Here is a 24,452-nt window from a genome sequence, read left to right as displayed (position 1 = left end):
GGCGACACTCCGTGCGTCCACGCTGACGTCGTAGACGACGGAGCGGGGTCGGGCGGCAGCTGCCGCCCGACCTCGCCTCGTCACGGTGCCTCAGGACAGCGCCCGCCCCGCCCGCCGCTTGGAGGCGACGTCGAACGCGACGGCAGCCAGGAGCACGAGGCCCTTGATGAACTGCTGCCACTCGGTCCCGAGCCCGAGGATGGTCATGCCGTTGTTGAGGATCCCGATGATGAGGCCACCGACGATCGCGCCGCCGATGGTCCCGACGCCGCCGGTGACGGCGGCGCCGCCGATGAAGACGGCGGCGATCGCGTCGAGCTCGAACCCGTCACCCGCGCTGGGGCCGGCGAGGTTGAGCTGGGCCGTGAAGACGAGGCCCGCGAGCGCCGCCAGCACGCCGATGTTCACGAACAGGAGGAACGTCACGCGGCGCGTGTTGACGCCGGAGAGCTCCGCGGCGCGCAGGTTGCCGCCGATGGCGTAGACCTGGCGCCCGAAGACCGAGCTGGCCATCACGGCCGAGTACGCGACGACGAGGACGCCCAGGATCACGAGGACGACGGGCGTGCCGCGGTAGGTCGCGAGCAGCCAGCCGATGCCGAGGATCAGGACGGCCATGAAGGCGTTCTTCACGACGAACCACGGCAGGGGCTCGAGCGACAGCCCGTTGACCGCCCTGCTGCGGCGGGTGCGCACGGCCTGCAGGACGAGCGCCACGACCGCCACCACGGCGAGGATCATGGTCAGCGGCTCGAAGTACGACGTGCCGTGACCGAGGTCGGGCAGGAAGCCGGACCCGATCTTGCGGAAGGCGTCGTCGAACGGGGAGATCTGGGTGTTGTGCAGGAGGATCTGCGCGAGCCCCCGGAACAGGAGCATGCCGGCGAGCGTGACGATGAAAGCCGGGATCTTGAAGTACGCGACCCAGTACCCCTGCCAGGCCCCGATGACGGCGCCGGCCAGCAGGCAGAGCAGGATGGTCGCCCACCAGGGCACCCCGTGCTTGCTGTTCAGGACGCCGGCGAGGGCCCCGATCACCGCGACGACCGACCCGACCGACAGGTCGATGTGGCCGGCGATGATGACCATCACCATGCCGATCGCGAGGATCAGGATGTAGCTGTTCTGGACGACCAGGTTCGACACGTTGCGCGAGCTGAGCGTCACCCCGCCCGTCAGCCCCTGGAAGACCAGGACGATGACGATCAGGGCGATGAACAGCCCCACCTGCCGCAGCTGCCCCGCCAGGTACGACATCCCGGTCCGCCAGGCGTTCTCGGTCGTCGGGACGCGCGTCTCGGCGCTCATTCGTGGTCCTCTTCCTTGACTGCGGTCATGTGGTGCATGAGCCGTTCCGGCGTGGCCTCCGCGCGCGGGACGTCGGCCGTGACGACTCCCTCGGAAATCGTGTAGATCCGGTCGCACATGCCGAGGAGCTCGGGCAGCTCGGACGAGATCATGACGATGCCCTTACCGGCGGCCGCGAGCTCGTGGATGATCGTGTAGATCTCGTACTTCGCCCCGACGTCGATGCCGCGCGTGGGCTCGTCGAGGAACAGCACGTCGGGGTCGGTGTACATCCACTTGGACAGGACGACCTTCTGCTGGTTGCCGCCCGAGAGCTTGCCCACGACCGCGTTCACGGACGGGGCCTTGATGTTCATGTCGCGGCGGTAGCGCTCGGCGACGACGTGCTCGGCGTTCGCGTCGACCCACCCCGCCCGGGCGAGCTTGCGCAGGCCCGCGGCGGAGATGTTCCGCGCGATGTCGTCGATGAGGTTGAGCCCGTACTGCTTGCGGTCCTCCGTGGCGTACGCGATCCCGTGCGCGACGGCGGCGTGCACGGACCGCAGGTCGACCGGCTCGCCGCGCTTGTACGCGGTGCCCGAGATGCCGACGCCCCAGCTGTGCCCGAACACGCTCATCGCCAGCTCGGTGCGTCCCGCGCCCATGAGCCCGGCGATCCCGACGATCTCCCCCGCGTGGACCGTGAGGTTCGCGTGGTCGACGACGACGCGCTCGCGGTCCATGGGGTGGTGGACCGTCCAGTCCTCGACCCGGAAGAGCTCGGGACCGATCCGCGGCTCCCGCTCGGGGAAGCGGTGCGTCATGTCGCGCCCGACCATGCCGCGGATGATCCGCTCCTCGGTGACCTCGGCGGACATGGCGTCGAGCGTCTCGATGGTCCGCCCGTCGCGGATGATCGTCACGGAGTCCGCGACCTTCTTGATCTCGTTCAGCTTGTGCGAGATGAGGATCGACGTCACGCCCTCGGCCTTGAGCTCGAGGACGAGGTCGAGCAGGTGGCCCGCGTCGTCGTCGTTGAGCGCGGCGGTCGGCTCGTCGAGGATGAGCAGCTCGACGTCCTTCGCCAGCGCCTTCGCGATCTCGACGAGCTGCTGCTTGCCGACGCCCAGGTCCAGGACCTTGGTGCTCGGGTTGTCGTGCAGCCCGACCCGCTCGAGGTACCGCTTGGCCTCGCCCTCGGTGCGGTTCCAGCTGATCCAGCCGCGCCTCGCCCGCTCGTTCCCGATGAAGACGTTCTCCGCCATCGTGAGGTACGGGCTGAGCGCGAGCTCCTGGTGGATGATCACGATCCCGGCGCGCTCCGAGTCGTGCGTCGACCCGAACCGGCACACCTCGCCGTCGTAGACGATGTCGCCGCTGTAGGAGCCGTGCGGGTACACCCCCGACAGCACGTTCATCAGCGTCGACTTGCCGGCGCCGTTCTCGCCGCAGATCGCGTGGACCTCGCCGCGCCGGACCTTCAGGGTGACGTCGTCGAGCGCCCTGACGCCGGGGAACTCCTTGGTGATGGACCGCATCTCGAGGATGGTGTCCTCGGCCATGTCTCCTCCTGACCGCGGGGGCGGGCGCCCGTCCGGCGCCCGCCCCGGTGGGACCTGCGTCGGGCTACTTGAGGTCGTCCTCGGAGTAGTAGCCGCTGTCGATGAGCTCCTTCTGGTAGTTCTCCTTGGTCACGACGACGGGCGGCAGCAGGTACGTCGGCACGACCTTCTTGCCGTTGTCGTAGCTCTTGGTGTCGTTGATCTCCGGCGACTTGCCCTGGAGCAGCGCCTCGGTCATGTCGACCGCCTGCTGCGCGAGCTTGCGGGTGTCCTTGAAGATCGTCGAGTACTGCTCGCCCTTGGCGATGTTCTTGACGCTCGTGACCTCGGCGTCCTGCCCGGTGACGACCGGCCAGTCGCTGGTGTTCGGCTTGTAGCCGCCCGCCGTGAGCGCCGACAGGATGCCGTTCGAGAGGCCGTCGTACGGCGACAGCACGCCGTCGAGCTTGATCTTGCCGCTCGAGTAGCTCTTGGCGAGCAGGTCGTCCATGCGGTGCTTCGCGGTCGCGGGGTCCCAGCCCTGGATGGCGATCTGGCTGAACCCGGTCTGCCCGCTGGTGACGACGAGCGTGCCGTCGGCGATCAGCGGCTTGAGGACGCTCATCGCGCCGTTGTAGAAGAACGTGGCGTTGTTGTCGTCGGGGCTGCCCGCGAAGAGCTCGACGTGCCACGGGCCCTTCTTGCCCGTCTTGGCGCCGCTCGCGTCCAGGTAGCCGAGGCCCGTCAGGAGCGAGTTGGCCTGCTGGACGCCGACCTTGAAGTTGTCGAACGTGGCGTAGTAGTCCACGTTCTCGTTCCCCGTGAGCAGGCGGTCGTAGGCGATGACCTTGACGCCCGCGGCCTTCGCGTCGTCGAGCTGCTGGCCGAGCGCGCCACCGTCGATGGACGCGATGATGATGACCTTCGCGCCCTTGGTGATCATGGTCTCGATCTGCTGGCCCTGGGTCGGGATGTCGTTGTCGGCGTACTCGAGGTCCGTCTTGTAACCGGCGGCCTTGAGGTACTTCACGACGTTGTCGCCGTCCTGGATCCAGCGCTGGTCGACCTTGGTCGGCATCTCGATGCCGACGAGCGCCCCCTTCGAGTCGGTGGTCGAGCCGGCGTCGCCACCCCCCGAGCCGCCGCGGCCGCCGCCCGAGCAGGCGGCCGTCGTGACCAGCAGACCGGCGGCGACGAGTGCCACCGCCGTCTTGCGTGTCGAGAACTTCACTGTTCCTCCTTGGTGCGGTGCTGCGCCCGGCTGCGGAGCGGCGGTCGCCGCCCGGGCGCCAGGGCGGGCGTGGTACGCCCGTCCCCGTGGACGAGTCCTGATACGCGGGCCTCCTCGGTGAGATCCGCCGGACGCCTCGGTGCGACCGGCCCGGTGCCGCGGCGGACGTCACGTCCACTGACGGCAGGTCGGCATGTTAACGCTCACAAGGACAGCGATGTCAAATGACCATCAGGCAACCTTGTTGGCGGTTGCGGTGACCAGGGCCGGCGACCCCGCTCACCTGCACGGACGGCCGGGCAGCCGCCGCTGCGGTCGCGGGCACCGCAGCACAAACCCGACCGAGTGGTAGATACTTGCCCCGGTTCCCTGTGGCCCGGGGGCCCGCGATGTGCGACGAAGCCGACAGGACTCCGGGAGCAGGGCACGTGGAGAGCATCACCAAGAACCGGCAGCCGCCCGCGACGCTGCGGCGGATGGTCGCACGCGCCTACGGCCCCGAGCAGGTCCCGGACGCGGACGACTTCGCGACGGAGCTGTCGTACGGGTTCTTCAACGCCCTGTACCGGATCCGGCTGCGGGACGGCGCCCAGGTGGTGCTCAAGATCGCGCCGCCGGCTGACGTGGCCCTGATGTCCCGCGAGCACGGGATGATGCGTAACGAGCTCGCGGCCATGGAGCTCGTGCGGCGCCGGTCGGACGTCCCGATCCCGCGGGTCGACTTCGTCGACCTGTCGGGCGAGCTGATCTACGCCGACTACTTCTTCATGGAGTACGTCGACGCGCCGTGCTTCGGGATCGCCGCCGAGGCAGGCGAGCTGCCGCCGGAGGTGGTGGAGGCCGGCTTCGAGCACCTCGGCGCGGTCAACCGCGCGCTGACCGAGATCGTCGGACCGCACTTCGGCCCGCTCGAGGGCCCCGGCTTCGCGACCTGGCGCGCCGCCGCGACGGCGTGGTTCGAGGACGTCCTGGCGGACGGCGCGAGGGTCGCCGTCGACCTCGGCCGGACCTACGACGACGTCCGCCACGCCTGGGACGAGCACGCCGACGCCCTCGACGACGTCACCGAGCCACGGTTCGTCGAGGTCGACCTGTGGATGAAGAACTCGATGATCCGCGACGGGCGGATCGTCGCGGTCATCGACCACGAGCGCGCCATGTTCGGCGACCCGCTCATGGAGGCCGGCCTCACCGGCCTCGACCTGCCCGGCTTCCCCGACCCGGCGCCGTTCGCGCGCGGCTTCGGCCTCACCGAGCTCACGGACTCCCAGCGCACACGCCGGCGCCTCTACACCCTGTGGCTCGCCGTCACGATGCTCGTCGAGACGACCTACCGTCGACAGCCGCAAGCGCAGGTGCGGTGGGCGGGCGAGCAGCTCGACGTCGCGATGGGCCTCCTCGGCCGTCCGAGGTAGGCGGAGACCGGCGTCGGGCACGACGCAGCACCGGTCCCCCGCGCGGGGGTCCGGTGCTGCGTCGCCGCCCGAGGGCGGAGGAACCAGGCCGGCGGCGGCTCAGACCCCGTCGGCGACCCGGTGGACCCGTCAGATGCCGTCGGCCACCCGGTGGTAGACGGCGTTCCACCGCAGCTCGCGCTCGAACCCGCGCTGCGTCGTCGTGGCGTCGATCGTGAGGAGCTCGGTCTCCGACATCCGTGCAAGGTCCTCGAAGACCTCGACGCCGAGCGCCGTCGTCATCACGGTGTGGTGGGCAGCCCCCGCGAGGAGCCAGGCCCCCGCCGACGACGCCAGGTCGGGCTGCGGCGCCCACAGGGCGTGCCCCACGGGGAGCCTCGGCAGGTCGTGCGGCGCCTCGACGACGTCCACGACGTTCGCGACGAGCCGGAACCGGTCGCGCATGTCGCTCATCGCGACGACGACGCCCGGGCCGGCGTCGGCCTCGAACACGAGGCGCACGGGGTCCTCGCGGTCGCCGATGCCGAGCGGGTGGATCTCGAGCCGAGGCCGCGCGGTGGTGAGCGTCGGGCAGACCTCGAGCATGTGGGCGCCGAGGATGACCTCGGACCCGGGCGTGAGGTCGTAGGTGTAGTCCTCCATGAGCGACGCGCCGCCCGGCAGCCCGTGGCCCATGACCTTGGTGACCCGGACGAGCACGGCCGTCTTCCAGTCGCCCTCGGCGCCGAACCCGTAGCCGTCGGCCATGAGGCGCTGCACGGCGAGGCCGGGGAGCTGGCGCAGCCCGCCGAGGTCCTCGAAGCTCGTCGTGAAGGCGCCGAACCCGCCCTCCTCGAGGAACGAGCGCAGCCCGGCCTCGATGCGGGCGCCGTAGCGCAGCGACTCGTGCCGCTCGCCGCCCGCCCGGAGCTCGGGGACGACGTCGTACAGCTCCTCGTACTCCTTGACGAGCACGTCGATCTCGGCGTCGGACACCGCGTCCACGCGGGCCACCAAGTCGTTCACGCCCCATGTGTTCACGGAAACGCCGAAGTGCACCTCGGCCTCCGTCTTGTCGCCCTCGGTGACCGCGACGTTGCGCATGTTGTCGCCGAACCGGGCGAGCCGCATGCCACGCAGCTCCGCGTACCCGGCGGCCGCGCGGGCCCACGTGCCGACCTGGGCCTGCACGGGCGCGTGCGTCGCGTGCCCGACGACGACCTTCCGCGGCACGTTCATCCGGCTGAGGATGTACCCGAACTCCCGGTCGCCGTGGGCGGCCTGGTTGAGGTTCATGAAGTCCATGTCGATGGCGTCGTACGGCAGCTCGACGTTCGCCTGGGTGTGGAGCTGCAGCAGCGGCGTCGCGAGGGCGTCGAGGCCGCGGATCCACATCTTGGCGGGGCTGAACGTGTGCATCCACGCGACGAGGCCGATGCAGCGGTCGTCGGCGTTGGCGTCCAGGACGGCGCGGCGGATCGACTCGCTGTCCTTGAGCACGGGCTTCCAGACGACGCGCACGGGCACCGCCGACGCCGCGTCGAGCGCGGCAGCGACCTCCTGCGACTGCGCGGCGACCTGCGCGAGGACGTCCTCGCCGTACAGGTCCTGCGACCCCGTGAGGAACCAGATCTCCTTGCCCTCGAACGGGCTGACGGCGCTCATGCGTGTGTCTCCTCGGTGCTCGTGGCGGGCCCCTGCCCGTAGACGTTCTGGTAGCGGTCGTAGAGCCGGTCGACGTCGACCGGGTCGATGGTGAGCGGCTCGCCGAGCTGGCGCGAGATGTGGATGGTCCGCGCCACCTCCTCGAGCATGACGGCAGCCTTGACGGCGCCCTTCGCGTCGCGCCCGATCGTGAACGGGCCGTGGTTGCGCATCAGGACGGCGGGCGACCGGGAGCCCGCGAGGGTCTCGACGATCCCGCGTCCGATCGAGTCGTCGCCGATGATCGCGAACGGGCCGACCGGCACGGGGCCGCCGAACTCGTCGGCCATCATCGTCAGCACGCAGGGGATCTCCTCGCCGCGCGCCGCCCACGCCGTCGCGTAGGTCGAGTGCGTGTGCACGACGCCGCCCACGTCGGCCCGCTCCCGGTACACGTAGGCGTGAGCGGCCGTGTCCGACGACGGGCTGCGGTCGCCCTCCAGCAGGTTCCCGTCGAGGTCGCAGACGACCATGGCCTCGGGCGTGAGCTCGTCGTAGGTCACGCCCGACGGCTTGATGACGAGCAGGTCGTCCGGGCCGGGGCCCGCGGCCGCGTCGACGACGACGCGCTGCGAGACGTTGCCGGCGGTCCACACGACGAGGCCCCAGCGCGGGAGCTCGGCGTGGAGCGCCGCGACCTGGGCGCGCGCGGCGTCCACGGCGGGACGCAGCGCGTCGGGGTAGGGGGCTGTCATCGGAGGTCCTCCAGCTTCGGGGTAGGAGTAGGTGCGCGGCCGGGCCGCGGCGGGGTCAGAGCACGGCGGTCGCGGCCTGCTCGACGGCGAGGCCGGCCGTGTAGCGCTCGAGGAACCGCGCGTAGCCCGCGACGTCGGCCGGGTCGGGGTCGGCGACCTCCACCTCGGTCCCCGCGAAGACGTGCTCGTCGAGGTACCCGGCCAGGTCGTGCCCGGACTCGTCGCCGAGGTAGGCGGCGAGGACGGCGATGCCCCACGCCCCGCCCTCGCCGGCCGACGTCCCGACGGCGACGGGGGCGCCGAGCGCCGCTGCGAGGAGCCGCTGCGCCACGCCCTGCGTCCGGAACAGGCCGCCGTGCGCGACCATCGTGTCGAGCCCGACGCCCTCGGCGTCGAGCACGCGCATCCCGAGGCTCAGCGCGCCGAACGCCGCATAGACCTGAGCCCGCACGAGGTTGGCGAGCGTGAAGGCGCTGTCTGGCCCGCGCACGAGCAGCGGACGCCCCTCGGTCAGGCCCGTGACGGGCTCGCCGGACAGGTAGTTGTAGGCGGTCAGGCCGCCCGCGTCGGCGTCGCCCTCGAGCGCCTCGCGCAGCAGCGTGGCGAACACGGCGTCGGCGTCGGGCGCCGCGCCGTCGGGGGCCACGAGCTCCGCGAACCGCCCGAAGAGACCGGCCCAGGCGCCGAGCTCGCTCGCGCCGTTGTTGCAGTGGACCATCGCAACGAGGTCGCCGGCGGGCGTCGTCACGAGGTCGAGCTCGGGATGGACGGTGTCGAGCGGCTTCTCGAGCACGACCATCGCGAAGATGCTCGTGCCGACGCTGACGTTCCCCGTCCGGGGCGCGACGGCGTGCGTGGCGACCATGCCCGTGCCCGCGTCGCCCTCGGGCGGGCAGAGCGGCACGCCGGGCCGCAGCGCGCCCGTGGGGTCGAGCAGCGCCGCGCCGTCGGCGGTGAGCGTGCCGGCCTCGTGCCCGGCGAGCAGGACCTCGGGCAGCAGCTCCTCGAGCGCGCGCACCGGGAGGCCGGGCCGGCGGTCGGCGACGAGCCGGTCGAACTGGTCGAGCATGCGGCGGTCGTACGTCTTGGCGGCCGGGTCGACCGGGAACATCCCCGACGCGTCGCCGATCCCGAGGACGTTGCGGCCGGTGAGGCGCCGGTGCACGTACCCGGCGAGCGTCGTGAGCGAGCGGACCTGCGGGACGTGGGGCTCGTCGTCGAGCACCGCCTGGTAGAGGTGAGCGACGGACCAGCGCAGCGGGACGTTGTGGCCGAAGAGTTCGGTGAGCTCCTCGGCGGCGCGCTCGGTGGTCGTGTCGCGCCAGGTCCGGAACGGGACGAGCAGCTCGCCCTCGGCGTCGAACGCGAGGTAGCCGTGCATCATCGCGGACACGCCGAGAGCCCGGTAGCTCGTGGGGCGGACGCCGTGACGACGCTCCGCGTCCTCGACGAGCGACGCGTAGCACTCCCGGAGCCCGGCCCAGACCGCGTCCAGGCCGTAGGTCCAGTGCCCGTCCTCGAGGCGGTTCTCCCAGGCGTGGTCGCCCGAGGCGAGCGGCGTCCCGTCGGGCGCGACGAGGCACGCCTTGATGCGCGTGGAGCCGAGCTCGATACCGAGCGTGGCGCCTCCGGCGGCGATTGTGTCGCGCGCTAGCTGGGCCATCCGAGCGTCCTCCTCGACTCTCCCCGGCTCCGGCACCGGGCTCTGCTGATGCTGCACTGGCGCCGACCGCGCCTGTTAGCGCTCACATTTCATCGGCGTGGCGATGTTAGCGCTCACACCCGCGGTGCTGTCAACCCGCGCGCCTCACGCGGAACGCGGCGGCCCGCTGCTCGCCCGCAGCACCAGCATCGGCTCGATCAGGAGGCGGCGCCCGACCTCCGCGCCCTCGATCGCCTCGGCGAGCGCCTGCAGGCACCGGCGCCCGAGCGACACGAACGGCTGGCTCACGGTCGTCAGCGACGGGACGAAGTACGCGGCGCCGTCGATGTCGTCGAAGCCGACGACCGACAGGTCGCCGGGCACGTCCACGCCCTGCTCCCACAGGGCCCGCAGGACGCCGAGCGCGAGCTGGTCGTTCGCCGCGAACACCGCGGTGGGCCCGCCGCCCGCGCGGACCCGCCGTCCCAGCCGCCGCGCCGCCTCGTAGCCCGAGCGCGCGGACCAGTCGCACCGGACGACGTCGGGCACCTCGCGCCCCCGCTCCTCGAGCGCCTCGCGCCAGCCGCGCTCGCGCTGGCGGGCGTCGAACCAGTCCACGGGACCGCCGAGGTGGACGACCGTGTCGTGCCCCAGGTCGAGCAGGTGCTGCGTGGCCCGGTAGGCGCCCAGGCGGTGGTCGACGGCGATCGCGATCGTCCCCGAGCGCGCCGGCTCGGAGTCGAGCGCCGCGATCATGACCACCGGGAGGCCGGTCTCGATGGACTCGACCGCCGCGGCGACGTCGTCCTGCGGGGCGATCACGACGATGCCCTCGACGCCCTGGCTCATGAAGTGGTCGAGCGCCTCGCGCAGCCGCGCGCGCTCGAAGCTGCGCACCGACGCCAGCGAGACGAAGTACCCCCGCTCGCGCGCGGCCTCCTCGACCGCGACCGCAGTGCTCGCAGGTCCGTAGAGGGCGGACCCGGTCGTGAGGATGCCGATCGTCCGGGTGCGGCGGGTCACGAGCGCGCGGGCGGCGCTGTTGCGGCGGTAGCCGAGCTGGGTGATCGCCTCGAGAACCCGCGTCCGGGTCTCCTCCCGCACGCTGGGGTGGTCGTTGAGGACACGCGAGACCGTCTGGTGCGAGACGCCGGCGACCTGCGCGACGTCGGTCATCGACGGCAGGCGACCCTCGACGCGCCCCTTCCCGGCCGTCTCGGTCACGTCAGCCCTCCGCGCGCGGGGCGTACGCGGCGGCGATCTCGGCGGAGCGGGCGTGCGCGGCCTCGAGCGCGTCGAGGAAGGCCGCGCGGACGCCGCCCGCGTCGAGCCGGCGCAGGGCGCGGATGGTCGTCCCGCCCGGCGACGACACCTTCTCCCTCAGGATCGCGGGGTGCTCGCCGGTCTCGTCGAGCAGGCGGCCCGCGCCGAGCACGGTCTGCGTGGCGATCTGCAGCGCGACCTGCCGGGTGAGCCCGAGGAGCACGCCCGCCTCGGCCAGCGCGTCGACGACGTAGAAGACGTAGGCGGGCCCAGAGCCGGAGACGGCGGAGACCGCGTCCTGGTCCTTCTCGGCGACCCGCACCACGAGGCCCGTCCCGGCGAGCAGCCGCTCGACGAGCGCGAGGTGCTCGTCGGTCGCGTGGGCGCCCGGGCTGATCGCCGTCACGCCCGCTCCCACCTGCGCCGGCGTGTTGGGCATCGTGCGGACGACGGGCGTGCCGGGCGGGAGCGCCGCCTCGAACGCCGCCGCCGGCAGCCCGGCGACCACGCTCACGACGACGGCGCCCGGGTCGAGCGCGCCGCCCACCTCGCGCAGCAGCGTGGTGACGTCCTTCGGCTTCACCGCCACGAGCACGACCCCGGCACCGCGGACCGCCTCGAGGTTGTCGGTCGTCGTGGCCACGCCGTGCGCCCGCTCGAGCTCCGCGGCACGCTCGGGCCGCCGCACGGTCGCGACGACGTCGTCCGCGGACCACCCGCCCGCGAGCGCCCCGGCGAGCACGGCCTCCCCCATGACGCCGGTGCCGAGGACCGCGAGGCGGGGCGAGGGCTGGACGGCGGTCGGGTCGGTCACGGGTTCCTCCGGGGGTGCTGCGCTGGACGTGCGGGTCGGGCGGGTCGGATCAGGCGGCGGGGTCACATCGGGAACGCGAGGTAGAAGGATCGGACGGCATCCTCGGGGCCGTCCGCCACGAGCACGGCGGTGCCGTTGCTCCAGACGACCTCCGCGTTCCCGTCCGATCCTGGCACGACGGCGTAGGTCCCGGCCTTCTTGCCGCCCACGACGACGTCGCCGGTGTCGCTGCTCGTCCCCGACCTCGCGGAGGCCGCGGCCGCGTCGGCGGCCTGCGCCGCGGTGTCGAACTGCGCGGTGCGGAGGACGACGGTCGTGTCGGCCCCGCCGTACGGGCCCCGGTAGGTCACGGTCCAGCCCTCGATCGCGTCGCCCGCTGCGGCGGGCTTCGCGGCGGTCCGCGCCCACGGCCCCACGGTGCCGGGCGTCGCCTTGAGGAACGCGGTCGCCCCCGACGGGAGGGCGGCGGCCCGGGCGGTCGCGGTGGGGGCCGGCTGCGTGACGGTGACGGTGGCGGCCGCGCCGGCGTCGTCGTCGGAGCGCGCGAAACCCGGCCATGCGTAGGCGAGGAACAGGACCACGAGCACCGCCAGGAGCGCGGCGGCGGTCCCGACGGCGATGCGCCGCCGTCGGTACACGGCGGGGTCCACCTTGCCGTGCCGGCGGTCGAGCGAGGCCGCCCGCAGGTCGTGCTGGTCGGTGTTGGCCACGTCTCGCCCCTTCTCGGTCCGTCCGTGCCGCCGTCGTCGCGACATCGGCGTCAGCGTAGTGTCCGCGCGGGGTGGGGTGTCGGACCCCGTGGCTACCGTGGCCGCCGTGACCACCACCAGCGCCCGCGGCGCGCGATCCCAGGCCCGCTCGCAGGCCAAGGCCGTCCGTCCCGCGTACGCGTGCACGGAGTGCGGCTGGACGACGGCCAAGTGGGTGGGGCGCTGCGGCGAGTGCCAGGAGTGGGGCACGGTCGCCGAGGTGGGCGCGGCCGGTGCGGGACCGCGGACCGTCGCGGTCGCCCCGACGCGCTCCACGGCCCGCGAGATCGGGCAGATCGAGGTCGACGCGGCCCGGCACGCCCCCACCGGCGTCGGCGAGCTCGACCGGGTGCTGGGCGGCGGGATCGTCCCAGGGGCCGTCGTCCTGCTGGCCGGCGAGCCGGGGGTGGGCAAGTCGACGCTGCTGCTGGCCGTCGCCTCGAACGTGGCGCGCGGTGTGGCCGCCGGCTCCGGACGGCCCGCTCGCGTCCTGTACGTCACGGGTGAGGAGTCCGCGGGCCAGGTGCGGCTGCGGGCCGAGCGGATCGGCGCGCTCGCCCCCGGGCTGCTGCTCGTGGCCGAGACCGACCTCGCGACGGTCCTGGGGCACGTCGAGCGGGAGGACCCCGACCTGCTCGTCCTCGACTCCGTCCAGACCGTGGCCTCGGCCGAGGTCGAGGGCTCGCCGGGCGGCCCGAGCCAGGTGCGCGAGGTCGCAGGCGCCATCATCGCGGCCGCGAAGTCGCGGGACCTGCCCGTGGTGCTCGTCGGGCACGTGACCAAGGACGGCTCGGTCGCCGGTCCCCGCACGCTCGAGCACCTCGTCGACGTGGTGTGCCAGTTCGAGGGCGACCGCCACTCCCGGCTCCGGCTCGTGCGCGCGGTCAAGAACCGGTACGGGCCCACCGACGAGGTCGGCTGCTTCGACCTCTCCGAGTCCGGGATCGTCGGGCTGCCGGACCCGAGCGGCCTGTTCCTCTCGAGCGCAGGCGCCGGGGTCCCGGGCTCGTGCGTGACGGTCACGCTCGAGGGGCGCCGCCCGATGGTCCTCGAGGTCCAGGCGCTCGTCGCACCGAGCGCGCTCGCGAACCCGCGCCGCGCGACGAGCGGGATCGACTCCTCGCGCCTGGCGATGAACCTCGCGGTGCTGCACCGTCACGTCGGCCTCCGCGTCATGGACCAGGACGTCTACGTCTCGACCATCGGCGGCGCGCGGGCGAGCGAGCCGTCGGCCGACCTCGCCGTCGCGCTCGCCGTGCTCTCGGCCCACCAGGACACCGCGCTGCCGGCGGGCACCGTCGCGTTCGGCGAGGTCGGGCTCGCCGGGGACCTCCGGCCCGTCGTCGGGCTGGAGCGGCGGCTCGCCGAGGCCGCGCGCCTCGGCTACACGCGCGCCGTCGTGCCCGCCGCGGCCGCCCTGGGCGACGGCGCCCTGCCCGCGGGGATGAAGGTCGCACGCGTCGGCTCGCTGCGGGAGGCGCTCGCGTCGGCGACGGCGGAGCGGTGAGCCGGAAGTTCGCAGCGGACGCGCGGGCTCTCCTCCGACGGCTCCCAGGCGCCTCGGCGTAGGATTCGCACGTGGCGCCGACCCCTCCCTCGACCGATCTCGTCCTGCGCGAGACGCTGGCCGCCGTCGCCCCCGGGACCGACCTGCGCGACAGTCTCGAACGGATCCTGCGCGGCCGGACGGGCGCCCTCATCGTGCTGGGGCTCGACAAGACCGTCGAGGCCATGTGCTCGGGCGGCTTCGTGCTCGACGTGGGATTCTCCGCGACCCGGCTGCGCGAGCTGTCGAAGATGGACGGCGCGGTCGTCCTCGACCGCGACGCGAGCCGCATCCTGCGCGCGGCCGTCCAGCTCCTCCCGGACTCCAGCATCGAGACGAGCGAGTCCGGCACGCGGCACCGCACCGCCGAGCGCGTCGCCAAGCAGACGGGCTTCCCCGTCATCTCGGTTTCCCAGTCGATGCGGATCGTCGCCCTGTACGTGGGCAGCGTCCGGCACGTGCTCGAGGACTCCGACACCATCCTGTCGCGCGCCAACCAGGCCCTCGCGACGCTCGAGCGCTACCGCTCGCGCCTCGACGAGGTGTCGGGCACGCTCTCCGCGCTCGAGATCGAGGACCTCGTGACGGTGCGCGACGTCTGCGCCGTCGTGCAGCGGCTCGAGATGGTCAGCCGCATCGCGGACGAGATCGCCGGCTACGTCATCGAGCTCGGCACGGACGGCCGGCTCCTCGCGCTGCAGCTCGACGAGCTCGTCAGCGGGATCGGCTCGGACCGCGACTCCGTGATCCGGGACTACGTCGACCTGTCGCGCGCCCGCACCCTCGCCGCCGTCCAGCGCGAGCTGGGCGCGCTGTCGTCCAACGAGCTCCTCGACCCGTCGAGCATCAGCAAGGTCCTCGACCTGCCCGGCGCGGGCGACACCCTGGACACCGCGGTCGCCCCGCACGGGTTCCGCCTGCTGTCGAAGGTCCCCCGCCTGCCCCCGACGATCGTCGACCGGCTCGTCTCCCACTTCGGCGGCCTCCAGAAGCTCCTGGCGGCGAGCGTCGACGACCTCATGCAGGTCGACGGCGTCGGCGAGCAGCGTGCCCGCGCCGTCCGCGAGGGCCTGTCGCGCCTCGCCGAGTCCAGCATCCTCGAGCGCTACGTCTGACCCGCGGCGCGTCCGCGCGTGGACCCGCCCCGGGTCGGTGCCGTCAGTCCCGCGCGGCTGACGTGCTGTCCGCGTCGCCGCTCCGCTTCGTCGTCGTGGCGGGTTCGGTCGCCTCGGTGGTCGCCTTCGTCGTCGGCGCGGTGGTCGTGCCCGACGGCGTCCGGCCGCCGCTCGGCGTCGTCGCGCCCGACGTGGGCGTCCCGCCACCGGCCGTGGTCGGCGATCCGGTCGGCGTCGTCGTGGGCGTCGGGTCGGGCTTGGCGGCGAGCGTCACGGGCGCGGGGTCGCTCGTGACGCCGAGCAGCCGCGACGTCACGGTGTAGCCCCCCGCCGTGACCGCGGCCTTGGTCGCCGCCGTCGTCGCGCAGCGCGTCGCCGAGCGGGTGCGGTCCCACGTGACCTTCTGCGTGTCGACGTCGCCGGGCCCGAGGAGCAGGAGCCGCTGGGTGGTCGCGGCGCAGTCGGCCGACGACCAGACCTTGGTGCTGCCCTTCGACACGACCACGGCGCGCGCGGCGTCGGACCCGTCGACCACGCACGACGCGGTGCCCACGTTGCGCACCTGGACCGTGAACGTGACGCCCTTGCCCCACACGACGATCGGTGTGGTCGGCACGACGCTCGTCGCGACGTCGGCGGGCGTGCAGTCGGCGGCAGGCCCGCCGGTCGGGCTCGGCGTGGTGGAGGCGGTCGCGTCGGTCGTGCCGGCGACGACGGGCTCGTCCCCGCCCCCGAGCGCGCTCGACACGGCGGGCACGACAGCCTTGACCACCAGCACGCCCACCACGACGGCCAGCGCGACCAGGCCGAGCGCGACGACGCGCCGCAGCCAGAACACGGCCCGGGGCGGCCGCCGCGGGCCCGCCCCGCGGGGGGCGGCGGAGGGCGCCCGCCCGCCCCCGGGTGCGCGTGAGCCGCTCGACGGCGATCCCCGTCGGGGGTCCCGGCCGTTCCCCGGGGGCTTGGTCACTGCGCGTCCTCCTCGTGCTCGCCCCTAACCTAAGCGGTCGCGCGCGCGTCGCGGACGAGGCGCGCCCGGGAGCCCGCGGCCCCGGGGCCACGGCTCCGGGCGGGGCGGAGAATGGCACCGTGACGACGACCGCCGACTCCCCCGCCGACGCGCTGCGCGACGCCGTGGTCGCCTGGTTCGACGAGGCCGCGCGCGACCTGCCCTGGCGCCGGCCCGACCGGACGCCGTGGGGCGTGCTCGTGAGCGAGACGATGCTCCAGCAGACTCCCGTGGCGCGGGTCGAGCCGGTCTGGCGCGCCTGGCTCGAGCGCTGGCCGACGCCCGCCGACCTCGCCGCCGCGCCCACCGCCGACGTCCTGCGGGCCTGGGGCCGGCTCGGCTACCCGCGCCGCGCGCTGCGCCTCCAGGAGTGCGCCCGGGCCCTGGTCCGGGACCACGGCGGCGAGGTGCCCGACGACGAGACCGCGCTGCGCGCGCTGCCCGGCGTGGGCGAGTACACGGCCGCCGCGGTGCGGGCGTTCGCGTTCGGGCGCCGCGCCGTCGTCGTGGACACGAACGTGCGCCGCGTGCTGGCCCGCGCCGTGGCGGGCGAGGCCCTACCCCGCCCGACCCCGACCGCGGCCGAGCGCGCGCTCGCGGCGGGCCTCGCGCCGTCGTCGGACGCGGAGGCCGCCCGGTGGGCCGCGGCGTCGATGGAGCTCGGCGCGCTCGTGTGCACCGCGCGCGCCCCCGACTGCGTGGCGTGCCCCGTGCGCGACCGGTGCGCATGGCGCGCCGCGGGGCACCCGGCCGACGCGCACGCCGCGCGACGCCGCACCCAGCCCTGGCACGGCACGGACCGGCAGGTGCGCGGGCGGCTCATGGCCGTCCTGCGCGACGCCGCGGGGCCGGTCGAGCGGGAGCGCCTGCTCCTCGTCGCGGACGACGCGGCGCAGGTGGGTCGGTGCCTCGCGAGCCTCGTCGAGGACGGCCTGGCCGAGACCCCGCCGGGCGAGCCGGACCTGTTCGCCCTCCCGGCCTGACCCGCCCTCCGCCGAGGTAGCCGGGCGGCCCGTCTCCCTCCGCGGGCATCGGTCAGAGCTCGATGAGCATCCGCGTGTTGCCGAGGGTGTTGGGCTTGACCCGCGCCAGGTCGAGGAACTCGGCGACGCCGTCGTCGTGGGAGCGCAGGAGCTCGGTGTACACGTCGGGCGTCACGGGCGTGCCCTCGATCGCGCGGAACCCGTGCCGCTCGAAGAAGGCGACCTCGAAGGTCAGGCAGAAGACGCGGTGCAGGCCGAGCAGGCGGGCGCGCTCGAGCAGGGCCACGACGAGCTCGTGCCCGACGCCGGTCCCCTTCCGCTCCGACCCGACGGCGAGCGTCCGGATCTCGGCCAGGTCGTCCCACATGACGTGCAGCGCCCCGCACCCCACGACGTGCGCCGGCGCACCCTCGGGCGCGGCGTCGGCGACGAGGAACTCCTGGACCGACTCGAAGTAGCCCACGAGCTCCTTCGCGAGCAGGATCCGCGCATCGGCGTAGGGCTCGACGAGCGCACGGATCGCCCGGACGTCCGACGGGAGGGCGGGCCGGATGCGGACAGGCGCCGCGGGGGTGGTCTGCTCGTCGGGGACGGCGTCGGTGGTGGCGTCGGGCACGTCGCCAATCTACGCCGACCGACATGCAGTCGCCATAGTCATGCACAACCCCGCATACTTTCGACCGGCTCAGCGCCCCCGGCGCACGCCGGACACCGCGCCGTCGCCGTCGGCGAACGAGTGGGCGGTCAGCTCGTCGATCACGAGGTGCGTCACCACCCCGGCGTGCAGCGCGGCCCGGAGCGGCGCGACCTTGTTGTCGCCCGCCACCGCGCAGACGCGCCGCGGCACCCGCTGGAGCTGGGCCGGCGTCGGACCGGTCGCCCGGTCGTTGAGCGGGATGTCGGAGTACGTCCCGTCCTCGCGCAGGAAGACCGTGCACACGTCGCCCACGACGTCCTCCGCCTCGAGCGTCGACAGGTCCTCGGGGTCGAGGTACCCGGCCGAGTACACGTGGCTCGGGAGCCCGCCGGACAGCGCCCCCACCGAGAACAGCGCGATGTCGCAGCGGATCTGGGTCTCGAGCACGCGCCGGATCGACCGCTCGCGCCACATCGCGTCCTTGGTCTCCGCGTAGTCGAAGAACGCGGGCACCGGGAAGTCGTAGAAGGTCGCGTCGAACGCGCCCGCGAAGCGCTGGACGAGCTCGCCCGCGTACTCGATCCCGGACGTGCGCGTGTTCGCGGCCCCGTTGAGCTGCACGACGACGCTGCCCCGGGTCGGCTTGGCGGTGAGCTGCCGCGCGATCGCCGCGAGCGTCGTCCCCCACGCGATGCCGAGGACCATGTCCGAGTCGAACCACGAGCCCAGCAGGCGCGCCGTCGTGAGCGCGACCTGGTCGAGGCGCTCGACCTCGCTCGACGTGTCCGGCACCGGCACGACGTAGACCTCGATGCCGTACGCGCGGGCGATCTGCTGGGCGAGGCCGGGCACGCGGTGCTCGGGGGTGCGCAGCGTGATCTCGACGAGCCCGGTCTCGCGGGCCCGCTTGACCAGGCGCGAGACGGTCGAGCGGGACGTGCCGAGGTGCTTGGCGATGGCCTCCATCTTCATGTCCTGGAGGTAGTACATCGACGCCGCGCGGACGATGTCTGCGTCACGGCCGTAGGGATCCATGACCCCATTCTGCACGTTCGTGCAGTCACGTTGCGCGTTCGTTCGGCTCGTGTTCCCCTGGAGGGACCGTCGTCACCCACCAGCCGATGGAGGCACACACCATGGCATCGAGCCGACTGTCCGCCGGATCGCGTCGCCGCGCTCTCGAGGTCCTCAAGGCCAGCAGCACGGCGCACAACGAGCTGGACGTGCTCGTCATCGGCGGCGGCGTGACCGGTGCCGGCATCGCGCTCGACGCCGCCACCCGCGGTCTGCACACCGCCGTCGTCGAGGCGCAGGACTGGGCCTCCGGGACGTCGAGCCGGTCGAGCAAGCTCGTCCACGGCGGACTCCGTTACCTCCAGATGCTCGACTTCCACCTGGTCCACGAGGCCCTGACCGAGCGCGACCGCCTCATCAGCTTCGTCGCCCCGCACCTCGTGCGCCCGGTCGCGTTCCTCTACCCGCTCACCCACCACGTGTGGGAGCGGGCGTACGTCGGCTCGGGCGTCGCGCTCTACGACGCCCTCGCGAGCGTCGCGCCCGGCAAGCGGGCCCTGCCCTACCACCGCCACCTGTCCAAGGCGGGCATGACGCGGGCCTTCCCCGACCTGGCGCACGACGCCGCCGTCGGCGCGATCCGCTACTTCGACGCGTCCGTCGACGACGCGCGGCTCGTCGTGACGCTCGTCCGCACGGCGACGTCGTACGGGGCGCACGCGGCGGCCCGGACCCAGGTCGTCGACCTGCTCAAGAACTCGACCGGCGCGGTCACCGGCGCCCGGCTCGTCGATCTCGAGACGGGCGAGGAATTCGACGTCCGCGCCCGCCACGTCATCAACGCGACCGGCGTCTGGACCGAGAAGACCGAGGCCCTGTCCGGCGGCGAGGGCGGCCTGCGGGTGCTGGCGTCGAAGGGCGTGCACATCGTCGTGCCCCGCGAGCGCATCCAGGGCAAGGTCGGCCTGATCCTGCAGACCGAGAAGTCGGTCCTGTTCGTGATCCCGTGGTCCCGGTACTGGATCATCGGCACCACCGACACGCCGTGGGACCTCGACCCGCAGCACCCCGTCGCGACGGCGGCCGACATCGACTACGTGCTCGAGCACGCCAACGCGGTGCTCGCCCACCCGCTCACGCGCGAGGACATCGTCGGCACCTACGCGGGCCTGCGGCCGCTGCTGCAGCCCGGCACCAAGGAGGGCACGAGCTCCGCCAAGGTGTCCCGCGAGCACACGGTCGCGTCGCCCGTCCCGGGCCTGATCGTGATCGCCGGCGGCAAGCTCACCACCTACCGGGTGATGGCCGAGGACGCCGTGGACTTCGCGATCGGCCGGGACCGCGCGTCGGGCCTGCCGTCGATCACCGACAAGATCCAGCTCCTCGGGGCCGAGGGGCTGGAGGCCGTGCGCCGCCAGGCCCGCACCTTCGCGACCCGCTACGGCTGGTCGCCCGCGACCATCGACCACCTGCTCCACCGGTACGGGTCGATGCTGCGCGACCTGGTCGACGCCTGCGTCGACGACCCGTCGCTCGCGAAGCCCCTGGAGCACGCGCCGGCGTACCTGCGAGCGGAGATCGCCTACGCCGTCACCCACGAGGGCGCGACCCACCTCGAGGACGTCCTGCTGCACCGCACCCGGCTCAACTACGAGGTCCGCGACCGCGGCCTCGCGGCGTGCCCGGAGATCGCGGACATCATGGCTCCGCTCCTCGGCTGGGACGACGCCACCAAGACCCGCGAGATCGACGCCTACCGCCAGCGCGCGGACGCCGAGGAGAACGCCGAGCAGCAGCCCGACGACTCCTCTGCCGAGCGCGTGCGGCTCGAGGCGTCCGAGCTCGAGCCGCTCCGCCCGCTGGGCGACACCGGCGACGGGAGGGGGACGGAAGGCGCCTGACCCAGGCGCACCCCGCCGCCGCGACGCTGCGACGGTGGACCTCGACAGTGATGTCAGAACAGAAACGGAGTCAACGACATGGGCTGGGACATCTTTTGGTCCGAGACCATCGGCACGGCCACCCTGCTCCTCCTCGGTGCGGGCGTCGTCGCGAACGTCATCCTGCCGAAGACCAAGGGCTTCGCGGGTGGCTGGCTGATGATCAGCTTCGGGTGGGGCTTAGCCGTCTTCGCCGGTGTCTTCGCCGCGTGGAAGTCCGGCGCCCACCTCAACCCCGCGGTCACCGTGGGGGTCTGGGCAAGCGGTGCGAAGGAGTTCGTCCCCGGTTTCGCGGTGACGTTCCCGCACATGCTCGTCTACTTCGCGGGTGAGCTCGTCGGGGCCTTCATCGGTGCCGTGCTGGCCTTCCTCGCCTACAAGAAGCACTTCGACCAGGACGCGGACCCCGCGGTCAAGCTCGGCGTCTTCTCGACCGGCCCCGAGCTGCGGTCGTACGCGTGGAACTTCCTCACCGAGGTCATCGCGACCTTCGTCCTCGTGTACTTCGTGGTCGTGTCCGGGCAGACCAAGTCCGGGCTCGGCCCGCTCGGGGTCGCGCTCATCGTGGTCGCGATCGGCGCGTCCCTCGGTGGTCCGACCGGCTACGCCATCAACCCTGCACGTGACCTGGCTCCCCGCATCGCGCACGCGGTGCTTCCCATCAAGGGGAAGGGCTCGAGCGACTGGGCCTACTCCTGGGTGCCGGTCTTCGGCCCGCTGGTCGGCGGGCTCCTCGCCGGCTGGCTGAGCCAGGCGACGATCTGACGCCGTCGCACCGCCGCTCCGTCGACGCAGGACCCGCGAGAAGGCGGCGTCCTGCGTCGACGGGGCACCACATCGAGAACACGAAGGACTGAGAGACACCATGGCTGCTGACTACGTCCTTGCCATCGACCAGGGGACCACGAGCTCCCGCGCGATCGTCTTCGACCACTCGGGCTCGATCGTCGCCGTCGGGCAGCTCGAGCACGACCAGATCTTCCCGCGTGCCGGCTGGGTCGAGCACAACCCCGAGCAGATCTGGAACAACGTCCGCGAGGTCGTCGGCGTGGCCCTCACCCGGGCCAACATCACCAAGGAGGACCTCGCTGCGGTCGGTATCACCAACCAGCGCGAGACCGCCGTCGTCTGGGACAAGACCACCGGCAAGCCCGTCTACAACGCGATCGTCTGGCAGGACACCCGCACCCAGAAGATCGTCGACGAGCTCGGCGGCTCCGAGGGCGCGGACAAGTACAAGGCACGCGTCGGCCTGCCGCTCGCGACCTACTTCTCCGGCCCCAAGGTCAAGTGGATCCTCGACAACGTCGAGGGCGCCCGCGCGGCCGCCGACCGTGGCGACCTCGTGTTCGGCAACACGGACACCTGGACCCTGTGGAACCTCACGGGCGGGGTCGACGGCGGCGTGCACGTCACGGACGTGACCAACGCGTCCCGCACGATGCTGATGGACCTCGACACGCTGTCCTGGGACGAGGACATCGCCCGCGACATGGGCATCCCGATGTCGATGCTCCCCGAGATCCGGTCGTCGTCCGAGGTGTACGGCAAGGGCCGGGCGCACGGCATGCTCGACGGCGTGCCGATCGCCGGGATCCTGGGCGACCAGCAGGCCGCGACCTTCGGGCAGGCGTGCTTCGAGGTGGGCTCCGCGAAGAACACCTACGGGACCGGCAACTTCATGCTCCTCAACACGGGCACGGAAAAGATCCCGTCCAAGAACGGCCTGCTGACCACCGTCTGCTACAAGATCGGCGACAACGCTCCGATCTACGCGCTCGAGGGGTCGATCGCGGTCACGGGCTCGCTGGTCCAGTGGCTCCGCGACAACCTCGGGATGTTCACGGACGCCCCGGACATCGAGTGGCTCGCCCACAAGGTCGACGACAACGGCGGCGCCTACTTCGTACCGGCGTTCTCCGGGCTCTTCGCGCCGTACTGGCGCCCCGACGCCCGCGGCGCGCTCGTCGGGCTGACGCGGTACGTCAACCGCAACCACATCGCCCGCGCGGCGCTCGAGGCGACGGCGTTCCAGACCCGCGAGGTCCTCGACGCCATGAACGCCGACTCGGGCGTCGACCTCACCGAGCTCAAGGTCGACGGCGGCATGACCGCCAACGAGCTGCTCATGCAGTTCCAGGCCGACCAGCTCGGCGTCCCGGTCGTGCGCCCGAAGGTCGCCGAGACGACCGCCCTCGGCGCCGCGTACGCCGCGGGCATCGCCGTCGGGTTCTGGAACGGCGAGCAGGACGTGATCGACAACTGGGCCGAGGACAAGCGCTGGACGCCGTCCATGGACCAGGGCGAGCGCGAGCGCCTCTACCGCAACTGGAAGAAGGCCGTCACCAAGACCCTCGACTGGGTCGACGGGGACGTGGAGCAGTGAGCCGCGTCTGACACCGCGAGCTGTCAGAACCTGGTGAGGGCCGACCCTCACCAGGTTCTGACATGTTCGGGGCCGACGACGGCGCAGCGTCAGACGCGCGCGGGCGCGGGCTCCGGCTCGGGCTCGGGCTCGGGCTCGGGCTCGGGCTCCGCGACGCGACGACGCCGCGGCGTCGCCAGGGACAGCGCCAGCTGCAGGACGACGGCCACCACCGTCCCGACGACGATCCCCTGCGCGGCGAGGTCGGCCAGGGCGCGCGGCCAGCCGTCCGTAAAGGCCGCGCCGAGGCCGGGGACGCCGAGGCCCGCCATGACCGCGACGCACGCGACGAGCACCTGGCGCTCGTCCCCGCGGACGGTCGCCACCGTCGAGATCCCGGTGAACACCACGCTCGCCGCCGCCGGGAGGAAGAGCCCTCCGACCACGGGCGCGGGCGTCGCCACCAGGACGGCGGCGACCTTGGGCAGGAACGCCAGGACGATCATGAGGACCGCCGCCACCCGCACGACGTGCCGGCTCGCGACGCCGGTCATCCGCATGAGCCCGAAGTTCTGGGCGTAGGCGGTCGTTCCGAATCCGCCGAGCAGGGCCGAGACCATCGTCCCCCCGGCCTCTCCCGCCACCCCGGCATCGATGCGGCGCGACGACAGCTCCTCGCGCGTGTACGCGGCGGTCGCCTGGTAGGTGCCCACGGCCTCCGCGACGGCCGCGAAGAAGATGATCGACATGGTCACCGTGAGGCCGAGGTCGAACCGGAGCGGGCCGTACGGCAGCAGGCTCGGGAGCCTGAACCACGGGGCGTCCGCGACCCCGGAGAAGTCGAGCCGTCCCACGAGCAGCGCGCCGACGTCCCCCACGAGCAGCCCGCACAGGAACGCGTAGCTCCGCAGGCGCGAGCCGCGTCGCCGGACGGACAGCCCGATCGTCGTCCCCGCGGTCAGGGCCGCGAGCACCAGGACCTCGGCGCTGCCGAAGTCCGGCGCCGACGAGTCGCCGCCCGCGACCTCGAGGAACGTGAACTGGGCGAGCAGCAGCCCGACGAGGAGGATGACGGTGCCGGTGACGGCCGGGGTGAACACGCGGCGGATGACCCGCATGGCGCCGGTCGCCGAGGCCAGCAGCGTGATCGCCGCCCCGATGAGCAGTCCCGTGGTCGCCGCCGCGAGCTGGCCGCTGCGTGCCGCGGCGATCGCCACCGTGTCGAACGCCGACGACGGCCCCTCCACCACGGGGAGCCGGACGAGCCGCGTGGTCTGGACGAGCGTCGCGAGACCCGCGGACAGGAAGGTGACGGCGACGAGGCCCGTCGAGAGGCCGACCGTCAGGCCGCCGACGGCGCCGATGAACAGCGGGTCGAGCCACACGTTCGACACGAGGAGCTGCTGGCCGCCCAGCGCGAGGCGTCGCCCGAGCGCCGGCTTGTCGTCGATGCCGATGGTCGGCGCCTCGTCCTCGGGAGCGACGGGGGTGGGAACGAGAGTCATGACGTACCTCCAGGTCAG

The 24,452-nt window shown here is 73.0% G+C and carries 20 protein-coding genes; 7 read left to right on the top strand and 13 right to left on the bottom strand.

Going from position 1 to position 24,452, the window contains the following annotated elements; translation table 11 throughout:
* Positions 1-90 precede the first annotated feature (90 nt).
* The 3 genes from mmsB to chvE all read right to left on the bottom strand — a co-directional run bounded on the left by mmsB (position 91) and on the right by chvE (position 4,059).
* Positions 91-1,308 (bottom strand): multiple monosaccharide ABC transporter permease, encoded by a 1,218-nt coding sequence (gene mmsB, locus ACLQ14_RS11900; RefSeq protein ID WP_425813208.1) that lies wholly within the window; start codon positions 1,306-1,308, stop codon positions 91-93.
* Positions 1,305-2,849: a multiple monosaccharide ABC transporter ATP-binding protein gene (gene mmsA / locus ACLQ14_RS11895; RefSeq protein ID WP_425813206.1), complete on the bottom strand. Its 1,545-nt coding sequence runs from the start codon at positions 2,847-2,849 to the stop codon at positions 1,305-1,307. The genes mmsB and mmsA overlap by 4 nt, the downstream gene beginning before the upstream one ends.
* A gap of 64 nt (positions 2,850-2,913) precedes the next feature.
* Entirely contained in the window at positions 2,914-4,059 is a 1,146-nt protein-coding gene (chvE, locus tag ACLQ14_RS11890; protein ID WP_425813204.1) for a multiple monosaccharide ABC transporter substrate-binding protein, read from the bottom strand.
* A 428-nt stretch (positions 4,060-4,487) separates the two neighbouring features.
* Here chvE and ACLQ14_RS11885 point away from each other — a divergent pair, with 428 nt between their 5' ends.
* Positions 4,488-5,474, top strand: coding sequence for a phosphotransferase family protein (locus tag ACLQ14_RS11885; protein ID WP_425813202.1), 987 nt, complete (start codon positions 4,488-4,490; stop codon positions 5,472-5,474).
* Between the two features lie 129 nt (positions 5,475-5,603).
* Here the strand turns inward: ACLQ14_RS11885 and araA are convergent, their stop codons facing one another.
* From araA to ACLQ14_RS11855, 6 genes are all read right to left on the bottom strand, one after another.
* Positions 5,604-7,118, bottom strand: coding sequence for an L-arabinose isomerase (araA, locus tag ACLQ14_RS11880; protein WP_425813200.1), 1,515 nt, complete (start codon positions 7,116-7,118; stop codon positions 5,604-5,606).
* Entirely contained in the window at positions 7,115-7,852 is a 738-nt protein-coding gene (locus ACLQ14_RS11875) for an L-ribulose-5-phosphate 4-epimerase (protein ID WP_425813199.1), read from the bottom strand. Before ACLQ14_RS11875 ends, araA begins: the two co-directional genes overlap by 4 nt.
* 55 nt (positions 7,853-7,907) lie before the next feature.
* Positions 7,908-9,515 carry a xylulokinase gene (locus tag ACLQ14_RS11870; protein WP_425813197.1) on the bottom strand — a complete coding sequence of 536 codons (1,608 nt, stop codon included), beginning with the start codon at positions 9,513-9,515 and terminating at the stop codon, positions 7,908-7,910.
* A gap of 144 nt (positions 9,516-9,659) precedes the next feature.
* Positions 9,660-10,718: a LacI family DNA-binding transcriptional regulator gene (locus ACLQ14_RS11865; RefSeq protein WP_425813195.1), complete on the bottom strand. Its 1,059-nt coding sequence runs from the start codon at positions 10,716-10,718 to the stop codon at positions 9,660-9,662.
* Between the two features lies 1 nt (position 10,719).
* Positions 10,720-11,571, bottom strand: coding sequence for a pyrroline-5-carboxylate reductase (proC, locus tag ACLQ14_RS11860; protein WP_425813193.1), 852 nt, complete (start codon positions 11,569-11,571; stop codon positions 10,720-10,722).
* 62 nt (positions 11,572-11,633) lie between these two features.
* The gene (locus tag ACLQ14_RS11855; protein WP_425813191.1) at positions 11,634-12,281 is read right to left on the bottom strand and encodes a hypothetical protein; all 648 of its coding nucleotides are present in this window, start codon (positions 12,279-12,281) and stop codon (positions 11,634-11,636) included.
* 106 nt (positions 12,282-12,387) lie between these two features.
* Between ACLQ14_RS11855 and radA the strand changes: the two genes are divergently transcribed.
* On the top strand, positions 12,388-13,827 hold the full coding sequence (radA, locus tag ACLQ14_RS11850; RefSeq protein ID WP_425813189.1) for a DNA repair protein RadA: 1,440 nt from the start codon (positions 12,388-12,390) through the stop codon (positions 13,825-13,827).
* A 71-nt stretch (positions 13,828-13,898) separates the two neighbouring features.
* Positions 13,899-14,981, top strand: a complete 1,083-nt coding sequence (gene disA, locus ACLQ14_RS11845; RefSeq protein WP_425813187.1) for a DNA integrity scanning diadenylate cyclase DisA — start codon at positions 13,899-13,901, stop codon at positions 14,979-14,981.
* A 43-nt stretch (positions 14,982-15,024) separates the two neighbouring features.
* Here the strand turns inward: disA and ACLQ14_RS11840 are convergent, their stop codons facing one another.
* Positions 15,025-15,951 (bottom strand): hypothetical protein, encoded by a 927-nt coding sequence (locus tag ACLQ14_RS11840; RefSeq protein WP_425813185.1) that lies wholly within the window; start codon positions 15,949-15,951, stop codon positions 15,025-15,027.
* A 119-nt stretch (positions 15,952-16,070) separates the two neighbouring features.
* Here ACLQ14_RS11840 and ACLQ14_RS11835 point away from each other — a divergent pair, with 119 nt between their 5' ends.
* Positions 16,071-16,973 (top strand): A/G-specific adenine glycosylase, encoded by a 903-nt coding sequence (locus ACLQ14_RS11835; RefSeq protein WP_425813183.1) that lies wholly within the window; start codon positions 16,071-16,073, stop codon positions 16,971-16,973.
* Positions 16,974-17,025: 52 nt separating this feature from the next.
* Here ACLQ14_RS11835 and ACLQ14_RS11830 read toward each other — a convergent pair whose 3' ends face one another.
* Both ACLQ14_RS11830 and ACLQ14_RS11825 read right to left on the bottom strand, forming a co-directional pair.
* A complete protein-coding gene (locus ACLQ14_RS11830) occupies positions 17,026-17,589 on the bottom strand; it encodes an amino-acid N-acetyltransferase (RefSeq protein ID WP_425813181.1) in 564 nt (187 codons plus the stop codon).
* A 69-nt stretch (positions 17,590-17,658) separates the two neighbouring features.
* Positions 17,659-18,645 (bottom strand): sugar-binding transcriptional regulator, encoded by a 987-nt coding sequence (locus ACLQ14_RS11825; protein WP_425813179.1) that lies wholly within the window; start codon positions 18,643-18,645, stop codon positions 17,659-17,661.
* 101 nt (positions 18,646-18,746) lie between these two features.
* On the opposite strand from ACLQ14_RS11825, the gene ACLQ14_RS11820 reads away from it, so the two are divergent.
* The 3 genes from ACLQ14_RS11820 to glpK all read left to right on the top strand — a co-directional run bounded on the left by ACLQ14_RS11820 (position 18,747) and on the right by glpK (position 22,950).
* Positions 18,747-20,525 carry an FAD-dependent oxidoreductase gene (locus tag ACLQ14_RS11820; protein WP_425813177.1) on the top strand — a complete coding sequence of 593 codons (1,779 nt, stop codon included), beginning with the start codon at positions 18,747-18,749 and terminating at the stop codon, positions 20,523-20,525.
* A 78-nt stretch (positions 20,526-20,603) separates the two neighbouring features.
* Entirely contained in the window at positions 20,604-21,329 is a 726-nt protein-coding gene (locus ACLQ14_RS11815; protein ID WP_425813175.1) for an MIP/aquaporin family protein, read from the top strand.
* 100 nt (positions 21,330-21,429) lie between these two features.
* Positions 21,430-22,950: a glycerol kinase GlpK gene (gene glpK / locus ACLQ14_RS11810; protein ID WP_425813173.1), complete on the top strand. Its 1,521-nt coding sequence runs from the start codon at positions 21,430-21,432 to the stop codon at positions 22,948-22,950.
* Positions 22,951-23,039: 89 nt separating this feature from the next.
* Here the strand turns inward: glpK and ACLQ14_RS11805 are convergent, their stop codons facing one another.
* Positions 23,040-24,434 (bottom strand): uracil-xanthine permease family protein, encoded by a 1,395-nt coding sequence (locus ACLQ14_RS11805; protein WP_425813171.1) that lies wholly within the window; start codon positions 24,432-24,434, stop codon positions 23,040-23,042.
* Positions 24,435-24,452: the final 18 nt, after the last annotated feature.

The sequence above is a fragment of the Luteimicrobium sp. DT211 genome (assembly GCF_049844995.1).
Lineage (GTDB): Bacteria > Actinomycetota > Actinomycetes > Actinomycetales > Cellulomonadaceae > Luteimicrobium.
The sequence above is the reverse complement of the archived record's forward strand: the minus strand, read 5'-3'. Positions and strand labels throughout refer to the sequence as shown.